The organism is Candidatus Microthrix parvicella Bio17-1 (genome assembly GCF_000299415.1).
GTDB classification, from domain to species: Bacteria; Actinomycetota; Acidimicrobiia; order Acidimicrobiales; family Microtrichaceae; genus Microthrix; species Microthrix parvicella.
The window spans coordinates 1,176,014-1,191,015 of the sequence record NZ_AMPG01000001.1; the positions used below are offsets into that span (position 1 = coordinate 1,176,014).

Consider the following 15,002-nt stretch of genomic DNA (forward strand, 5'->3'; position numbering starts at 1 on the left):
GTACCGGCGAGGAACGACGTCAGTGCCCATATCCACGAAGCTAACCATCGACAGCCATCAAGTCGACGGTGTCGCTACCGGCGCTCCCTTGGCCGCCTCCAGCGGGAGCAGGATCGCTCCGATCAGAAAGCAGACTGCTCCGAGACAGGTGCCGAGGTTGACGAGCGCAATGTTGGCAGGTTGCCCAGACGTCAGATAGCGCGCTGCGATCGCCGAGACACCGAATGCCACCGAGCCCCCCAGGTTGATCGCAGCGATCCGCCATCCGACCGAGCCGTCCGGGCGTGGTCGGGCCCCCGCGTTCGCCTCGAGGAAGGCCAGCCAGGAAGCCACCAGAAAGCACGCCGAACCCAAAAGGTCCGGAGCCCAGATCAGGCGGCGGGCCTGCTCGAGGTCTTGGTTGCTCTGTGTGGCGGCGAACGTACTGAGGTTAAAGAACAACGTTCCACCGAGCTGGATGGCGGCAGCCCACCAGCCCAGGTCGCCGGGGGAAGCGCCAAGTAGTCGTTGGCGGAGTGGACGCTTCGTGGCGCCCGCCCCGATGCTGGATGGCGCTGCCCGGCTCTCGTCGTACTGGATGATCGAGGCGGTGGTGAAGAGCACCGAGCCGCCGAAAAAGGTGGCGGACACGACCGAGGAGGCGACCGCATTGAAAAACAGCGGTATCGATCCAAACGCAAAGCAGATCGAACCACCCGCGAACAGCCCGGCCATCCACCAACACGACGGCGACGGCCGCCGAGCGCGACGGCCTGTGGAAGCCTCATCCCCGCCAAGACCGAGACGCTTGCGGTGGGCCCGAGAGCGCCACTCCACCAGGCGCCCATCGGGCCGCCGCAAGTGCGCCCTGGTAATAAACGGCCCGGCGTGCCTGGTGTCGACCACCGCCCAACCGTCGGGAAGGTGCGGCAAACCCCACTTGGCACGTTCCGGCCGGTCTTCAGGGGCAGTGGCCAAGCCACTTCCCTGGTCCGGCCGCCCGATCATGCAAGGATTTTAGCCTTGCCCGCAGCAAACTCGGCTTCGCTGATCGTGCCTTGGTCACGGAGGGCGGCCAGTTGGCTGATCTGGTCGGCATGGCTGGTGGTGCCGGCCGCATCTTTCACGTACGCGCGCGCTGCCGCATCCTGGGCCTGAGCCTCGGCGAGCCTCCGCTGGCTCATCTCGTCTCCGTGGGCCAGGACGTAGATCAACACCCCGAGGAACGGGATCAGGATGACGACGACCAGCCAGATCGCCTTGGAGAAGCCTCGCATCTCATGGTTGCGGAAGATGTCGGCGACGACACTGAACAGCAACATGAACCAAGCGAAGATGAGGTAGATCCAGAGCAGTGTCCAGAAGATGGAAAGAAGGGGATAATCGTAGGCAAACATGGTTCCATACTGAGCCCGAGCTACGACCTGGTCATCACCCCGATCGGGTGATCAGTCAGCCGATGCGGCTGGGCACGACTGGGCTGCGACCTGGGGCGCCGAACTCTCCATGAAGGTCGTCGTCTGCTCGATCAGCCTGGGCGTAACCGACCCGCCGCCGCCCGAGTAGGGCCGGCTCAGCGAGACCACCAGCAGGATCAGGACCGCTGTGAAGATCGCCGACGAACCGACGAGCAACGATTGGGTTGCCGGGGTGGCCGACAGGGTCACCATGAAGATCAGCACCACGACGAACGCTGCGCCGACGAACAGCAGCAACCAGAGCATGGTCGGCACCGTGGTCTCCGCCGCCACCAGCCTGGTTTCCCGGGCGGTCGAGATGCTGCCGACCTGCGAGGCCATGTTGGTTGCGGCGGCCGAGTTGAGGGCACCCGTGGTCGCTGTGTCGCCTTGGCCCAGCGACGCGACGAGATCGCTGAACGTCTGGTCGACCTGCGCCGCCCCAACACCGTCGTCCCGCATCGAAGGCCAGTCATATTCCGACACGCTGCGCGCGTAACAGATCAGCGCACCCTGAATGCCCTCCGAAGCGCCGGGAAAGAGTTTGGCCTCCTCGAATGCAGTGCCGATCGACGTCGCCTCGTCCCCGACGGCGGAGCGTGCTGCGGCGAACTGCCCGAACAGGAACAGGATTGAAAAACCGACGACCACGCCGAACGCAGTCGAGACGTAGGACAGCGTTGCGGCCCACGGTCCCGCTTCGACGTTCTCGACACGCGGAAAGACCCGCCGGACCGCAAAGCCCAGCCCACCGACGACAAGCCCGGCGACGAGCAGATACAGCAGGTTGGTTTGAAAGGGGGTCATCGCTACTCCTTATCAGGGTCAACCCCCAGGCCGGCGATCGGCCGGCCAGGGGGTCGACGCGCTGGCTCTCACCTATTGCTGAGCCATCGCTATGCGATGGCGATCCTCCGGATCGATGAGGTGGTCGTGGGTGTCCGACCCCAGGTCGATCTGCACCCAGTGGATCTTTCCGGAGAACTTGCTGCTCACCAGGTCATATTCCGACCCCACCGGAGTGCCCGACTCGTAGCCGATGTCGGTGGTCTCGTCGGCCGAGAAGACCATCGGCTGGGTGCCGCCGATCCGAAATGTGCCGATGGCGTCGCCGTCGCAGTACAGGGTGACGTCGCCGCCCTTGCCGAGGCCGCCACCGTCGTAGGCGAACTCCGCACGAACCTGGTGGGTTCCCTCGGGGACCGCGCTGTCGGAGGTGGCGATGAACTCCTCGATGCCGAGCACGTTGTAGACGAACTTCAGCAGGCCGTCCTTGGCATACACCGCCCAGCCACCGAACCGTCCGCCCTGGGCGATGATCACGCCGTCGATCCCGGCGGCGGGCACGTCGACCTCGGCGGTGACCGAAAACGACTTGTTCTTGATGCTGACCACGCTGTTCTCGGAGAGTCGCCCCATGCCCGGGTAGAACTTCTGGGTGTCACCATGCACCAGCGTCGGCCGACCGGCCATCTTGGGCTCGAGCCGCTCGGCGGTGCGGTCGTCCATCGGCAACACGTTGAACTTCGTCGCCTCGATGAGCCACTTCCGCTGCAGCTTGGCGAGCAGCTCTGGGTGTTCCTTGCTCAGGTCGACGGCCTGGCTGTAGTCGGACGTGGAGTCGTACAGCTCCCACACGTCGTCGTCGAACGCCGGCATGTCGCCGCCAACCATGATCCACGGCGTCTTGTGCTTGGTGACGGCGCTCCAGCCCTGGTCGTAGATCCCCCGGTTGCCGAACATCTCGAAGTACTGGAGGTCGTGGCGTTCCGGCGAGGCCTCCTCGTTGAAGGTGTAGAGCATGCTCGTGCCCTCGATCGGGCTCTGCTGCACGCCGTTGACCATCGTCGGTTCGGGAAGCCCGGCGGCCTCGAGAATGGTGGGGGCCACGTCGATGCAGTGCGTGAACTGGGTGCGCAGCCCGCCCTTCTCCTCGATGCCGTCGGGCCAGTGGACGATGGTGCCGTTGCGGGTGCCACCCCAGTGCGAGGCCACCTGCTTGGTCCACTGGAACGGCGTGCACATCGCCCATGCCCAGCCGACCGAGTAATGGTTGTAGGCGCTGGGCGTCCCGAACTCGTCCATCTTCGACGCCAGAAACTCGGGCGTCTCGAGCGCCGCCATGCCGTTGAAGTTGGCCATCTCGTTGAAGGCACCGTTCATCGTGCCCTCGGCCGAGGCGCCGTTGTCGCCGACGATGTAGTAGATGATCGTGTTGTCGAGCACCCCAAGCTCATCGATCGCATCGATCACCCGGCCGACGTGATGGTCGGTGTGCTCGAGGAAGCCGGCGTACACCTCCATCTGGCGGGCGAGGATCGGCTTCATCTCCTCGGGCATGTCATCCCAGCTGGTGATCTCGTCGGGACGGGGGGTGAGCTGGGCATCGGCCGGGATGATCCCGAGGTCCTTCTGGCGGGCAAAGGTCGCCTCCCGCAGCGCGTCCCAACCGTCGTCGAACTGCCCGGCGTACTTCTCGGGCCACTCCTCGGGCACGTGGTGGGGGGCGTGGGTGGCGCCGGGGGCGAAGTAGGCAAAGAACGGGCGGTCCGGCATCAGGGACTTCTGCTGGCGGATCCAGTTGACCGCGTGGTCGGCCAGATCCTCGGTGAGGTGGTAGCCCTCCTCGGGTGTCGCCGGTGGCTCAACCGGGGTGGTGCCGTTGTACAGCGCGGGGTCCCACTGGTTGTTCTCGCCGCCGATGAAGCCGTAGAACGTCTCGAACCCACCGCCGGCGGACGGCCAGGCGTCGAAGGGACCGAGCGGCGAGGACTGCCACACCGGCACCTCGTGGCATTTGCCGAACTGGGCGGTCGAGTAGCCGTTGAGCTTCAACGTCATCGCCAGCGGCGCCTTGGTGTTGGGCCGCACCGAACTGTTGCCCGGCGCAGAGGTGGCGGTTTCGGTGATCGAGCCCATCGCGACGGAATGGTGGTTGCGGCCGCTGAGCATCGCGGCGCGGGTCGGCGCACACAGTGCGGTTGTGTGAAAGCGGTTGTAGCTCAGGCCACCGGCGGCCAGCTTCTCGGCGTTCGGGGTGGCGCACGGCCCACCGAAGGCGGTGGACGCGCCAAACCCGACGTCGTCGAGCAACACGATCAGGACGTTGGGCGCACCTTCGGGTGGCAGCAACGGCTCGATCGGCGGAAAGTTCGTTTCCGGGTCCTTGGCGTCATAGGTGGTGTGCCCAAACTTGGGGCGGTCCGGGATCGGCAGCATCGAGCGGGCATGCGTGTCGGGTCTATTCGCCATGGCAAATCTCCAAATTCAGGTCCGGTCGGGAAGGTGGATCGTCCCGATACACAACGAGGTTCTGAAGTTAGTAGGACCGGATACCGACCAGCATCACCCACTCCGTACGATTCTGATCCGACCCCCACTGGCCCAGGTGTGGGTGAAGCCGGAGGCGGCCCGCTTCCCAATGTTGACGAGACACCGATCGAAGCGGCGATATATTGGCGCACCCATGGATACGAGCAGGGCCGCTGGCCGTCCAGCCAACTACTCATCATGGCGGGCCCGGCCTTCCGACGCGGAGCGTCCGCCAAGAGGTGAGAGTATTGAGCTGTGATTGACCTGGTTGCCGTTCGCGATCCAGCCCGCTTTACCGGGCCGCCCACGCGACTCCTCACACCCACGTCCGGGTCGGAGATCATCGAACGGACCCGCCTCGACGATCAGTATCGGGCCGCAACCGGTGGAGTCGTTCGCGTCCTGGCCCCAGGCGGTTACGGGAAGTCCACCCTCGTCGCACGATGGGCTCAGCACGACGAGCGCGTCGTCCGTTGGATCGACCTCGAACCCATCGACAACGACCCCCTGGTGTTTGGCCATTCCCTCAACCAGGCGTTGTCCGACCTGGACCCGACCGACCTGGACCCGACCGGGCCCAACGCGCCGGCAGGCCACGACACAGCGCGTCTTCTCGGAGGGTGCACCAACCCGTTCGTCCTGGTTCTTGACGACATCCATCATCTTGAGGGAGAGGCATCGCTCACGCTCCTCAATTCACTCATCGAGCACCTCCCTCCGGCGTCGACGCTGGTCATCGTGGGGCGGGCCCATCACCGGTCCGCGTCCGTCGCCCGCTTTCGACTCGATCCAGGCGTGATCGATGTGGGTGCCGACGCGTTGGCGTTCGACCTGGCCGAAACCGAACAGATGCTGAAGTCGATGGGCGTCGAGTCGAACATCGACGACCTCACCGACCTCGCCGACCAGTTCGAAGGTTGGCCTGCCGGACTTCGTCTGGCCGGCATGGCCGTCTCAAACGGACGTCACGGCTTGGACAGCCCGCTCGATCAGCTGGGGAGCCTCGATCACATCACCGGGTACATCACCGAAGAGTGGTTCGGGGCCCTGGATGCCGACGATCAACGGCTCCTGATGTGTCTCGGGTGCCTCGGACGCTTCTCTGGCGAGTCATGCGCAGCCATTCTTGGCCTCGCAGATGCGTCGTCGACGCTGCACCGACTGTGCCGCGAACAGTTGGTGCTCTTCGCAATGGATCAACGAGGGGAATGGTATCGGCTCCATCCGCTCCTCCAGCGCTGGCTCTGCGTCCGGCTCCGAAGCCAGGACCTCGCCCTGTGGAGCAAGATCCACGAGACCGCCGCCCGCTGGTGGGAGCAACGAGGCGATGTCGATCTTGCAATCGAATACGCTGTGGCCGGCGAGCATCTTGAACTGTGCGAGCAGCTGATCGCCACCCACACCCCGCTCTACGCAGTGCGCGGTATGCACACCACGGTGCAGCGTTGGCTCACCCACCTCGGCGCCGACAGGATTCGCGCATCGCCTCACATGTGCATCGTCGCGGCGGTGATCGCCATCGACGTCGGCGATGGCGAGGCGGCGCTGAACTGGTCACGTTTGGCCTGGCGTGAGGTTGACCGCGCTGACGACGCGGCGGTTCGGTTGGGTGACCAGTTCGTCCTGCAGGCGGAGGCACTTCAGGCTGCACTCGAACCACGTCCAGCTGCTGATCTCATCTCGGTGGGTGCCCATGCCTTCGCCCTCCTCCCCGGCGGCCCATGGCGAGCATTCGCAGGCCTTGCACTGGGCGTCAACCGATACCTCTCCGGCGATGCGGGCGCGATCGACACCCTGAACGAGGCGCTGTTCGAGAACGAGGTCGGCGACTGGTCGATCATGAACGCCGGTGCCGCCGCGGCCTTGGCGATCGTGCTCGATCTCGAAGGCCGCCAGGATGAGGCCGCCGGGCTCTGCACACGTGCGCTTCGACTCCTCGACACCAGGCGCGGCGAAACGTATCCGGCAACGGGGCTCACCATGGCGATCGCCTCGCTCATCGAAGCGCGACGCGGGCGTCATCAACTGGCATCCGAACACCTGTTGGCCAGCCGCCGGCGCCTCGACATGCTCGAGAGCTGCGCCCCGTGGTACCGGATCCTCGGACTCGTCACGCTCATCCGCACCTGCCTGCTGCTCGACGATGCCCAAACTGCGGGGGATCTGCTCCGACAGCTTGATCTGAGCATGGCGATCCAAGACGACACCACCCCGTTTGCGGCCCGGACCGGCGAGCTTCGCCATCAGGCGCAGGCAGCCACCCGGCTGCTGTCGGGGCGGTCTTGGTCGTTGACCGCGGCCGAACTGCGGGTCGTCCAATTCCTGCCGACCAACCTCAGCCTCGCCGAAATCGCAACCCGGCTATTCGTGTCGCGCAACACCGTGAAAAGCCACGCGGCCGCCATCTACCGAAAGCTCGGCGCCACGTCGAGAAGCAATGCGGTGCTGCTGGCCCGAAGCGCCGGACTGATTCAGGAACGTCCCGCTGCCACCCACGCCGCAGCGCTGAACTCACGGTTGGTTTCAGGCCCACCACAAGGAGGGCAGCGTGTTCAGACCAAACGGTAGCAACGGGCCAAATCGTCTGGTCACCGCGCGCTCCCGGCGGGGGAGGCTCGTGGCTCAGATCAGCGATGCCGCACCTGCGGGGTGGCATCCCGAACCGCAACGGCAGACGCCCGAAGCCAATGGCGGTGCCACGGCGCAACACACGCGCCTCAATGCGGTTGTATTCCGCTAAGGCGGGCGGGGCACGGGAACGCTCGGCCTCAGACCTGGCGCTCCTGCTCTTCACGCTGGCGCCCACCCTCTTGTTGGGGCTGATCGCCGTGCCGGAGTCCGGATTCGAGCGTGCGGTTTCCGCGTTCGTCGCTGCGGTCCCGCGGGGGCTGGACATCATCTGGCGCCTCGGGATCGCCGGACTTGGGCTGTGGGTGGTGACGGTGCTCATCGGTGCTGCGTTGCTTCGCCGATGGGGGGTGTTGGTCGAGATCGGACTGAGCATGATCGTTGGCCTTGGCTTTGCAATGATCGCGTCGCTGCGGGTCAACCGCAGCTGGCCCAGCGTCGACCAGATCGTCACCGGCGGCGCCCACGGCGCGGTCCCTCTCGCACTGCTGGCGGTCGCCGCATCGCTGTCCTCAGCGGCGGGACCTCACTCCACCAAACCTGCGCGCATCGGTGGTCGGTGGAGCGTCTTCGTTGGCGCCGCATCCGCCGTCCTCCTCGGCCTCACCACACCGGCCGGCGGGTTGATCAGCGTGCTTCTGGGCGTCGCTGCGGCGGCATCGGCCCACCTTGGCCTCGGGACATCGACCGGCCGTCCCACCGTCGAGGAAGCAACGGCCGCGCTACGGGCACTCGGGCTGGAGGTCACCGCACTCACCAGTTCACCACGCCAATCCTCGGGAATCGTGGAGATGAACGGCATCGGGGCGGACCGCGAGCCGATGCGGGTCAAGGTGTACGGGCGGGACGCGCGGGACGCCCAGTTGCTCAATGCCATGTGGCGCCGAGCCTGGTACAGCAACGACACGTCCTTCTCGGGCAGCCGCGAACGACAGGTTGAGCACGAGGCCTTTATCACCCTGCTCGCCGCAGCCTCGGAAGCGGGGGTCCCAGACGTGGTTGCCGCAGGTATGACCGTGCAGAGGGACGCCATCATTGCCCTGCGGGGGGCCGGGCGCCCGTTGACCAACCTCGTGTCCCTTGATGCCACACAGGTCGTTCCGCAGCTCTGGGAGTTGATCCACCAACTCCACAACGCCCGCATCGTCCATGGCGATTTGAGTCTTGATTCGTTTGGTTCCGTCGACGGCACGGTCGTTTTGGCCGAGCTGGCGCCCGCCACGATGTCGATCAGCGACGACGAGCGCACCACCGACCTGGCCCAGCTGAGCTGCATCACCGCGGCGCTGGTCGGGGTCGACGCAGCAGTGGGCATCGTCACCGAGCAGCTTGGACCGGCGGGCATCGAGGCGGTTCTGCCATACCTGCAGGTCCCGGCGCTCAGCCGGGAGTCACGGAGAAGCATCAAGACCGCCGATATCGATCTGGGACAATTCCGAACGGCGTTGGCCGGCGCTGCCGAAGTGGAGCCGCCCGAGTCCGCCAAGCTCCGACGGGTGTCGCCCAAGTCGATCGCAATGGTAGGGCTCATCGCCTTCGTCGCCTTCTCCCTCATCAGCACCTTCGGCAACATCGATCTGGCCGAGCTCGCCGACCTGCTCGCCGACATGTCGCCCGGCTGGGCATTCGCCACCCTGTGCGTCGCCCAACTCGTGTACGTCCCCCAGGCGATCGCGATCAGGGGGGCCTCACCAAAGGAGGTCTCCCTCGGACCGTTGACCATGCTGCAGGCATCCGTGGCGTTCATCGCCTTGGCGGTCCCTTCGACCGCGGGGCGCCTTGCGTTAAACGTGCGGTTCTTTCAGCGCCAAGGCATGACCGCGCCGACTGCGCTGTCGGTGGGGGCGATCGACGGGTTCAGCGGATTTCTCGTCCAGATCACCGTGTTGCTGCTGACCCTGGTCGTGGGCGTCGGCCAGGTGGACCTCACGCTCGACATCTCGGGCTCCTCCAAGCTGGGTTGGATCCCCATTGCCCTCGGGGTGGTGGCGGTTTGCATCGTTGTGGCGGTCGTGGTTGCCGTTGCGGTGCCACAGCTCCGCACCCGCATCGCAGATCGCGTCCGGCCCGTCGTGGCCGACGCTCGTTTGACGCTCAGCTCGCTCCAATCGCCGGCAAAGCTCGCACAGCTGTTTGGCGGCAACCTCCTCAGCGAACTCATCCTGGCTGCAGCACTCGGCCTCTCGCTGGGTGCGTTTGGGGCATCGGCGAACCTGGCGACGCTGCTGGTGATCTCCATCGGCGCAGCGCTCTTCGGCGGATTCATGCCGGTTCCAGGCGGCATCGGGGTGATGGAGGCGGCGCTGGCAACAGGCCTGGCCGCCACCGGTATCGATGCGTCGACCGCAATGGCGACCGCCTTGTTGTTCCGAGCGACGACCTATTACCTGCCACCGTTGTGGGGCTGGATGGCCATGCGATGGCTACAACGCAACAGTTTTCTGTAGGCACTGCACCTCCCTCTACTGCAACTCGGTCTTGATTTTAGATATCTTGATCGGGTGAGCAACCGAGATCCTTCAACCCAGGATTCGCTGGCCGCGGTCAGCGCCTTGGGCGAACCCAACCGGCGGGCGTTGTACGACTACGTCGTTGCAGCCGGTGACTGGGTCGGCCGTGACCAGGCTGCCGACGCCACCGAGCTGCAACGCGGGGTAACCGCCCACCACCTCGACCGCCTTGCCGCAGACGGTCTCCTTGAGGTCGACTTTCAACGGCTGAGCGGACGCTCCGGGCCCGGCGCCGGTCGACCCGCAAAGGTGTACCGACGCGCCACGTACGACATCCAGGTGACACTCCCCCCAAGGGACTATCAACTCGCCGGAGCACTCCTCGCCGACGCCGTGGCGCTCGCACAATCAAATGGCATCGCGGTGGAGGTCGCGATCGATACCGTCACCAAAGAAGCCGGGCGTCGCCTGGGCCGCGACATGAAGCAACGCATGGGCGGACGACAAACCGCTGAGAGCGCCCACAGAGCCACCATCGAAGTGCTTTCCGAGCAGGGCTTCGAGCCCGACGAGCACGAAGACGGCACCATCGAACTGAGCAACTGCCCCTTTCATGCCTTGGCCCAACAGCAGACCGAACTCATCTGCGGCATGAACCACTGCCTGATCGACACCGCGCTCACCGAACTCGACGCCGGCGACCTTCAAGCCAGGCTCCAGCCAGACCCCAACGCCTGTTGCGTGCGGCTGTACCGAACCTGAAGCGTGCCGCTCAGGGAATTCCGCGGTGGGCTACCCTATACCCCCTAGGGTATAATGATCGTCTCGGAGGCGACGGGAGCACCACATGAGCCAACACCGGCGGCAATCACACTGGGACGATCGATACCTCGCCACGGGTGGAACCACCGCAAGCTGGTTCGAGGCCGAGCCACAACTGTCGCTCGATCTCATCGAACTCGTTGGGGCCACCCCGGGGGACTCCATCATCGATCTCGGCGGCGGCGCATCATCGCTCACAGCCAGGCTTCAGCAGGGTGGTTACACCGACCTGACCGTGCTGGACGTCTCCGCCCAGGCGCTCGATACCGCGAAGCAGGGTGTCGAGCGCCCCGAGGAGGTCACCTGGATTCGAGCCGACCTCCTTGCCTGGTCACCTGCTCGATGTTGGAATGTCTGGCACGACCGCGCCGTGTTCCACTTCCTCGTTGACCCTGATGAACGCCGCACCTACCGCGAACTGCTGCACCGATCCCTCAGCCCGGGAGGCGCCGTGATCGTCGCCACGTTCGCCGAGGACGGCCCCACCACCTGCTCGTCGCTGCCGGTGGAACGCTACAGCGCCGACCGGCTCGTTGCAGAGATCGGACCCGGCTTCACGGTGAACGGGTCCGGCCGGTTCGAGCACGTGACGCCGAGCGAGGCCATTCAGCCATTTACGTGGGTCGCGCTGACAGCCGAACGCACCTGACCAACCCGGGTTCAAGGCGTCACCAATCGTCGGGCGCCCCCCAAGGACCAGTGTGCCGCCGCAACCGTGACCACCAGGAGCACCACCGCGCCCGTCTGATGTGCCACGCCAAGCGCCACCGGGACCGAGTGCAACAGGGTGAGGACGCCCAGCAGAAACTGCGCCCCAACGGCCGCCTCGACCGCAATCGCGTAACCCCGGGCCCCTGCACGAAACAGCTGGGCGGCCACCGCCAGCGCGGCCACAGCGACGACGACGGCCAGCCAGCGATGTAGAAACTGCACCGCCACGGGATTGTCCACGGCGTTCGACCACACCGGTGACAACTCGTTGAGCCCGCGCGGTATCCAGGTGCCGTTCATCATGGGCCAGGTGTTGTAGATGCGTCCTGCGTCCAGCCCGGCGACAAATGCACCCAAGGTGATCTGGGAGCCGAGCAACACGGCAAACGGCCACACCCAGCGGGACGGCCGACCCGTGACGGCACTACGGTGCGATGCGAGCGCCCGAAGGTCGAGGGCGGTCCAGATGAGCGCCACCAGCAGCACCAGGGCGGTCATCAGGTGTAGCGCCAGCCGCTCGTGGGCCACATCGGGACGGTCCACCAATCCGCTGGCCACCATCCACCAGCCGATCAGGCCCTGCAGACCCACCAGCAGCACCAATGCACCGAGACGGCGCGCATAGCCGGGCGGGATGGCACGCCTGGCCAGGAACCAGAAAAAGGGGAGTGCCAGCGCCAGGCCCAAAACCCGCCCCAGGAGGCGATGGAGGTATTCCCAGAAGTAGATGCCCTTGAATTCGGACAGGGTCATGTCGGTGTTGATGCGCTGGAACTCGGGCGAGGTTTTATAGGCGTCGAACTCGTCGTTCCATGCAGCCTCATCAAGGGGCGGCACGGCACCGCTGACCGGCTCCCAACTCACCATCGACAGGCCGGACTGCGTCAGCCGGGTGGTGCCTCCCACCACGATCATCACCAACACGATCGCTGCGAGCCCAAACAGCCAGATGCTCAGTTGTGCGGGCCGGGCACGGCTCGGTGGTGATGGCCCTTCCACCTCGGTGGGGGCGTGCTCCCGGTCGGCAGCGGCGACCACATCGAGCATCTGCTCACCCATCACGTCCAACCGGTTCGTAGAAGCAGGTGGGGTCCTCGGCCAGCGGGTCGCCCGTCACCGCGTAGGCGTGCGAGCGGGAACCGCCACAGACCTCCCGGTATTCACAACGACCGCACTTTCCGCCCAACCGGGCCGGATCGCGAAGGGACGCCAACAACTCGGAGCGCCGGTAAATCTCGGTGAACGGCGCCTTGCGCACCGATCCCGCCGCTCGGGGCAGGAAGCCGCTGGGATAGACGACGCCGAGGTGATCGACAAACGCAAACCCACGGCCGGCGTTGACATCCAACGGCGGACGTCGAGGCCCCGCGCCGGTGCGCGGCGTGGAAGCGCCGTCTGATGCAGCCGCTGCGGGCGGAACGGTCGCTGCTCGCAGGGCGCGCCCGACCGGCCCAGGTTCATACCCGGGCGGATCGCCACCGGCCTCGGCTCGTTGCAGCATCACCCGTCTGAAGTGGGGTGCTTCCGTGGTCTTGACCGGCACCCGGTCCGCGACCGACGCAAGCCACATCAAGACGTCCTCGACCCCTCGGGCGTCGAGGGCCACCAACTGCTCGCCGCGGCCGGTCGGCACCAGAAAGAACACGCTCCACAACGAGGCGCCAAGGGCCATCATCGTGTCGAGCAATGCTGGAAGCTCCTGGGCATTGTCCCGGGTGACGGTGGTGTTGATCTGCAGTCGGAACCCGGCGGCGCGCACGTTGGCTGCCGCCTCGATCGTGTCAGCATGTACGCCGTCAAACCCTCGGAATGCGTCGTGGGTGGCGGGCGTGGCACCGTCGAGCGAGAGCGACACCGCCGACGCCCCCGCCTCACGCAATTCGATCAATGCCTCGCTGGTCAAACGCGGCGTCACCGACGGTGACAGCGCCATCGGGAGGCCAAGGTCATGCCCATGTCGCACCAGCTCGACCAGATCGTCGCGCTCAAACGGGTCACCTCCGGTGAGCACCACGATGGGGCGGGGAGCGCCCAGCCCGGCAAGGTCGTCGAGCAGTGCCTTGCCCTCATCGGTACTCAACTCGAGGGAGTTGCGCCGAGTGATGGCATCGGCCCGACAGTGTGCACAGGCCAGCGCGCAGGCCCGCGTGACCTCCCAGATGACGATAAAGGGTCGATCGGAGGGGTCCAAGGTCAAGGTTCGCACCGCGCTGCGGGTGCCCGGGGCCGTCTGCGACGTTGTGGTCATGGTTGTGCCTCCTCGTTGAGAACAAGTTCGTCGATCAATGCCTCGGCGCTGCGGTGGCCCGAAGCGATGCAACTGGAGATGCCCAGGCCGTCGTAGGCGGCACCGGCCAGCGCAAGACCGGGCAGCCGTGCGAGCCCCGCCCGCACGTTGGCCAGCTTCTCCAGGTGCCCCACCTCCAGCTGTGGGATGGCTCCGGGCCATCGGTACACCTGCGCCTGAAGCGGCGAACCCGTCAGCCCGGTGGCCCGCTGAAGCTCGTCCACCATCTGGTCGACCAGTTGCCCGTCGGTCAGCGCTGCAACACGTTGCTCCCCCACCCGTCCCGCAGAGAGCCTGAACAGCACATGGTCGGGGTGACGAAGATGCGGCCACTTCGTGGACAGAAACGTGGCCGCCTTCATCAGCGTGCGGGCCTTGGCAGGGGTAAGTATCCCGGTGGCGCGCAGGGGATCGCACGACGCCGCCGATGCGGCGTCCCATGCCACCACAGCGGTCGCGACCGATGCGGTTCGCAGCGTGCCGAGCGGCGCTGCGTCCACGCCCAGCAGCGGTTGCATCAGGCCCAGCGCCGGCGCAGCCGGCAGCGCCACGACCACACCATCGAACTCGCTTCCGTCGGCGCCGGTTTCCACCAGCCGAAAGCGGCGCCCCGAGCGGGCGATGGTCTCGACCGGGGACGAGAGGCGCACCCGCACGTTGGTCCCAGCGAGGATGTGGTCGATCAGCGTCGCCAGCCCATTCGCAAACGTCACGAAGGACGGGGCCGGGTGAGCGGAGCGGACCGAGCCCAGCAGCAGCGAGCGGTGGCGGGCGGCCTTCGCCGCCAGCATCGGGGTGGCGGCCCGCATGCTGAGCCGGTGCACGTCGCCGGCGTGCAGGCTGCCGAGGACCGGGTCCACCAAACGGTCGGTCACCTCGGCGCCAAAACGTCGACCAATGAACGAACCGACGGATACATCGCCTTGGGCGCCAGTTCGCTGCTCCCGGGTCGCGGGCAGCAGCGGTTCCAAGCCGGCACGGGCCATGCCGAGGGGCGAAAGCGCCCCGGAGCGGACGATAGGCCACATGCGGGTGGGGCCGGCCGGGCCCATGCCTGCCGGCAATCGGCGTCGACGGGCGCCGTCCCAGATCCAGGCGAAACTGGAGTCGGCGGTGATCAGTTGGTCGGTGAGCCCCAGTTCGTCAAGCAGTTGTGCGTTGGGTCCGGCCAGGTGCAGCGACTCGGCGCCGACGTCCACCGGCTGCCCCAGCATCTCCACCGTGCGCACCTGCCCACCAAGCCGAGCACCGGCCTCGAACAAGGTGACGTCATGCCCGGCACCGGCCAGCCTGCGAGCAGCCACCAACCCGGTGACACCCCCACCGATCACTGCCAGAGAAGCTTGCACCATACCG

At 66.2% G+C, this 15,002-nt stretch carries 11 protein-coding genes; 4 read left to right on the top strand and 7 right to left on the bottom strand.

Translation table 11 applies throughout. From position 1 onward, the window contains the following. Window positions 1–57 precede the first annotated feature (57 nt). From MPARV_RS20880 to MPARV_RS0105765, 4 genes are all read right to left on the bottom strand, one after another. Entirely contained in the window at window positions 58–987 is a 930-nt protein-coding gene (locus MPARV_RS20880) for a YrhK family protein (protein ID WP_081582100.1), read from the bottom strand. Beyond that, complete coding sequence (locus MPARV_RS0105755; RefSeq protein ID WP_012224173.1) at window positions 984–1,376, bottom strand: SHOCT domain-containing protein; 393 nt, start codon at window positions 1,374–1,376, stop codon at window positions 984–986. Before MPARV_RS0105755 ends, MPARV_RS20880 begins: the two co-directional genes overlap by 4 nt. 51 nt (window positions 1,377–1,427) lie before the next feature. Beyond that, on the bottom strand, window positions 1,428–2,243 hold the full coding sequence (locus MPARV_RS0105760; RefSeq protein WP_012224171.1) for a bestrophin-like domain: 816 nt from the start codon (window positions 2,241–2,243) through the stop codon (window positions 1,428–1,430). 72 nt (window positions 2,244–2,315) lie between these two features. Next, the gene (locus MPARV_RS0105765; RefSeq protein WP_031277386.1) at window positions 2,316–4,688 is read right to left on the bottom strand and encodes an arylsulfatase; all 2,373 of its coding nucleotides are present in this window, start codon (window positions 4,686–4,688) and stop codon (window positions 2,316–2,318) included. A gap of 315 nt (window positions 4,689–5,003) precedes the next feature. Here MPARV_RS0105765 and MPARV_RS0105770 point away from each other — a divergent pair, with 315 nt between their 5' ends. From MPARV_RS0105770 to MPARV_RS0105785, 4 genes are all read left to right on the top strand, one after another. Further along, a complete protein-coding gene (locus MPARV_RS0105770) occupies window positions 5,004–7,316 on the top strand; it encodes a winged helix-turn-helix domain-containing protein (protein WP_020377573.1) in 2,313 nt (770 codons plus the stop codon). 152 nt (window positions 7,317–7,468) lie between these two features. Further along, window positions 7,469–9,823, top strand: coding sequence for a lysylphosphatidylglycerol synthase transmembrane domain-containing protein (locus MPARV_RS0105775; RefSeq protein ID WP_238538818.1), 2,355 nt, complete (start codon window positions 7,469–7,471; stop codon window positions 9,821–9,823). A gap of 54 nt (window positions 9,824–9,877) precedes the next feature. Further along, complete coding sequence (locus MPARV_RS0105780) at window positions 9,878–10,588, top strand: helix-turn-helix transcriptional regulator (protein ID WP_020377575.1); 711 nt, start codon at window positions 9,878–9,880, stop codon at window positions 10,586–10,588. A gap of 85 nt (window positions 10,589–10,673) precedes the next feature. Beyond that, window positions 10,674–11,297 carry a class I SAM-dependent methyltransferase gene (locus tag MPARV_RS0105785; RefSeq protein ID WP_020377576.1) on the top strand — a complete coding sequence of 208 codons (624 nt, stop codon included), beginning with the start codon at window positions 10,674–10,676 and terminating at the stop codon, window positions 11,295–11,297. 11 nt (window positions 11,298–11,308) lie between these two features. Here MPARV_RS0105785 and MPARV_RS0105790 read toward each other — a convergent pair whose 3' ends face one another. Genes MPARV_RS0105790 through hemG form a run of 3 tightly spaced genes read right to left on the bottom strand, consistent with a single transcriptional unit; the run spans window position 11,309 to window position 14,998 of the window. Beyond that, the gene (locus MPARV_RS0105790) at window positions 11,309–12,418 is read right to left on the bottom strand and encodes a COX15/CtaA family protein (RefSeq protein WP_020377577.1); all 1,110 of its coding nucleotides are present in this window, start codon (window positions 12,416–12,418) and stop codon (window positions 11,309–11,311) included. Further along, a complete protein-coding gene (locus tag MPARV_RS0105795; RefSeq protein ID WP_020377578.1) occupies window positions 12,411–13,607 on the bottom strand; it encodes a TIGR04053 family radical SAM/SPASM domain-containing protein in 1,197 nt (398 codons plus the stop codon). Before MPARV_RS0105795 ends, MPARV_RS0105790 begins: the two co-directional genes overlap by 8 nt. Beyond that, entirely contained in the window at window positions 13,604–14,998 is a 1,395-nt protein-coding gene (gene hemG, locus MPARV_RS0105800) for a protoporphyrinogen oxidase (RefSeq protein WP_012224150.1), read from the bottom strand. The genes MPARV_RS0105795 and hemG overlap by 4 nt, the downstream gene beginning before the upstream one ends. Window positions 14,999–15,002: the final 4 nt, after the last annotated feature.